Raw genomic sequence first — 2923 nt, 5'->3', positions numbered from 1 at the left:
AAAGGATAGAAGGGTGTAGTTGCAAACCTACACCCAGCTCACGAAGGCATAAACTACACCTAGGAGGGATTATGAATAAGTACAATAACTTTAAAGAAAGGAAGGTCAAAGCTTTGAAATGCCATAGAAAAGTTACTGTTTTTATCCAAACCTTTTTTAACATTATGGACGGGGATACAATTTAGTCTAACCTAATGGAGCATTAGCCGACTGCACATTAAGAGCCGTTTGAAATGCGCCAGCATCCGTGAATTCCGCTAAAAAAAATAAACAATTAAAAGGTTCACGTATCTCGATTGACCAGGATGAGCAGTTTAGGGGTGGGATTCCCCTTTACCTACTTGACTAGCGAGCGGCATTTATTTTTTCGCAAAATTTGCCTACTTGACACACTATTATTTTTGTTTTTGAATCATCATTACATGTAAAAAGAGAATTCTGTCCAAAATTGAAAGTAATTTTTCGGTTATTTAGTGTAGATGTTCATTAATAATCTTTAATGATTGAGTAGAGGATATTATAGAGATTGAAGGATTATAATCCACACCAACTACTAGATGACATTTGTAATCTCTGTCAATACCTATTTGATAACCATTCGCTAACAATACATTTTCTTTTCGAATGGAAAATACACCGTTCTCAGGTATAATATGAAGCTGATTTAAGTTAAGATTTAAACCTAACCCAAGCAGTTTGCTGTACGCTTCCTTCAAACTCCAAACGGTGAAAAAATCATCAGTTGCTCCAAAATTATTGAAGTCCTTTTCATTGTACACCATCTGGACTAGGTCCTCATTACTATTTGAGGTGATCATTTCAATATCAATACCAAGGTCAATTGTGGAGATAGCTAAAGCCACCCAGTCACCTGAATGGGATTTGTTGTAAAAAAGTGTATTTGGATCATCAATGAAGGGCTTTCCGTATTTTCCATGTTTGATATTCAATGTTCGTTTTTTCAAGGAGTGCTGTAGAATTATCCTTTCAAATGCCTTATGAACAACATAGTTTCTTTCCAAGTCAAGGTTGATGAACTCTTTAGATTTATTCCTTTCATCTTTCTTCAGAAAGGGTAGAAGATTTTCCGAATCCATTAAGACATCTGAAACCTTCAAAACAAATATTTTAATCGGGATCTGCTGCATACTCATCCAGAAGGATTTCTTCAATACACTTTAGTAATGCCCATTAGGTCATTATGAAACAATTGATTGATATTTTTATTTGAATACTTTGACCAATCTTATTCCTGATTTTCAGCACGTGTAGTGAGTTCGCTCCCAACTGAAAAAGAGTTCGCTTCTTTGCTGGCTATTTCGGTCTGACCATGCCAGTGATTTCGGCCAAATCGTTCCACTAAGAAAGATCATTTAAAGTAGGTGAATTTTATTCATTTTTCAAGATTCCTTTGCTTAAAGATTCTCTTTTGAGATCTATTCTGTGAGAAGAGTTTACGAGTCTGTCCAGGATTGCATCAGCGATCTAATAATATCATTCCACTTCGATACAGATAATTGTGAAGATAACAGGGTTGATTTTTCGGTAAGCCTGTCATCAATGATATCCAATATTATTTCTCTTGCAGTCGTATCAAAAGCATGTAGCCCTAAGTTATCGAGAATAAGCACGGCTCTGTTCTGGAGTTTCTGCAGTTCCTTGAGATAGGTACCGTCACTTTGGAGAGTTTGAAAGGTATTGCTGTATATTGTTCTATGCCCCATCAGGCATGCTTGGTTACCTAGGGCTTGAACGAGGTAACTTTTCCCACTCCTGATTGACCGGTAATGATGATGTTTTCTTTTTTACGTATAAAATCAATGGTTGCAAGTTTGGTGAACAGGTATTAGTCAAGATTGCGCCCATGGCTGTAATCGATGTCTGCAACCATAGCTTTTTGTTTAAAAACTGCCCCTTTTATCAGCCTGGCCATTTTTTGCTCTGCCGGTCCTCCCACTCAGGGTCTGCCATCAGGACGATGTATTCATTGGCTGTAAAGTCGGTAAACCTGTTGCTACCGATGTTCTGATGGTGGAGTTCTGCCAAGGCACTAAGTCTCATCTGTCTGAGATTTTATGCTGTTTGGTTACTGATCATAATTGTTTTGTTTATTGGTAAGTAGATGCCCCCTGATGTTTTCGTGGGTAGGAATAGGAGGCTCTTTTTTGTCCAGATCATCTGTGGTAATTTTATCCAGGTTGTTTTCAAGTCTATTTTTGATCCTGTAATAGGATATGGCCTTGGCGTATATTGCTCTGCTACATGCAGCGTCCAACTTTTATTTGCCATAAAGTTTAACAAGCATTATTATCTCTATGGTTCATTTGTAGACTGTTCCCCGATAATCAGATTCGGTAAAAAGTTCGGTAATACATGCTTTTACATTGGTTACCAGAGGAGCAGCCTGCTTCTTGAGGTAGTCAGGGCTCCAGTCCAGGTATTTTTTATGTGTACTGCTAAAGTGTTCCCTATTGGTATTGTAACAGTCTTTTGATTGGTTTCTTTTATACAGAGCTATTCTATTGTGGTAATGGTAGACTTCTACGGTATCTTTTGTATTGTGGATTTGGGTTGACTTTCCAATAAACCTGTAAGTTTGAAAAACAATTAGAAACAGATGAAATGCCCTATTTTTTCACATTTCAATTGTATTCATGAGAATCTGGTAAGGGCAGGAATCTTGGAAAAACGGGAGGATTACATGTGTCCGAGTGCACGGATTTATGCTGGATTAGAAGGTTTGATAACTGTGGATCATTGGTAATTCCGTCCAATTCCAATTGCAAATTGAAAATAATAGAAGGGTGTTTTGCAAACTACACCCCGGCTGGGTGTAGAATTCTCTACACCCTTTTATTCTTAAGCTCCCTTAAAGTCGAAATCTTTTATATGCCATTTGCAATGGCTTCTGAAAGACCTCCTT

At 37.5% G+C, this 2923-nt stretch carries 4 protein-coding genes and 1 pseudogene; 1 reads left to right on the top strand and 4 read right to left on the bottom strand.

The window, feature by feature from the left end:
• Positions 1–185 (top strand): hypothetical protein (locus tag AAC037_RS22950; protein ID WP_339905906.1); only part of this gene is annotated, 185 nt, incomplete at its 5' end.
• A 285-nt stretch (positions 186–470) separates the two neighbouring features.
• Here the strand turns inward: AAC037_RS22950 and AAC037_RS22945 are convergent.
• From AAC037_RS22945 to AAC037_RS22930, 4 genes and pseudogenes are all read right to left on the bottom strand, one after another.
• On the bottom strand, positions 471–1172 hold the full coding sequence (locus AAC037_RS22945; protein ID WP_339905905.1) for a 4'-phosphopantetheinyl transferase superfamily protein: 702 nt from the start codon (positions 1170–1172) through the stop codon (positions 471–473).
• 282 nt (positions 1173–1454) lie between these two features.
• Positions 1455–1789, bottom strand: a pseudogene (locus AAC037_RS22940) (ATP-binding protein).
• 131 nt (positions 1790–1920) lie between these two features.
• Positions 1921–2061, bottom strand: a complete 141-nt coding sequence (locus tag AAC037_RS22935) for a hypothetical protein (protein WP_339905904.1) — start codon at positions 2059–2061, stop codon at positions 1921–1923.
• 25 nt (positions 2062–2086) lie between these two features.
• A complete protein-coding gene (locus AAC037_RS22930) occupies positions 2087–2275 on the bottom strand; it encodes a hypothetical protein (protein ID WP_339905902.1) in 189 nt (62 codons plus the stop codon).
• Positions 2276–2923: the final 648 nt, after the last annotated feature.

The organism is uncultured Cyclobacterium sp. (assembly GCF_963976465.1).
Classification (GTDB): domain Bacteria; phylum Bacteroidota; class Bacteroidia; order Cytophagales; family Cyclobacteriaceae; genus Cyclobacterium.
Note: the sequence above shows the minus strand (reverse complement) of the source record. Positions and strands in the feature narration are given on the sequence as shown.

Coding starts and splice junctions, on each gene's coding strand:
- AAC037_RS22935 (WP_339905904.1), bottom strand. CDS start 2,061: ATGAGACTTAGTGCCTTGGCAGAACTCCACCATCAGAACATCGGTAGC.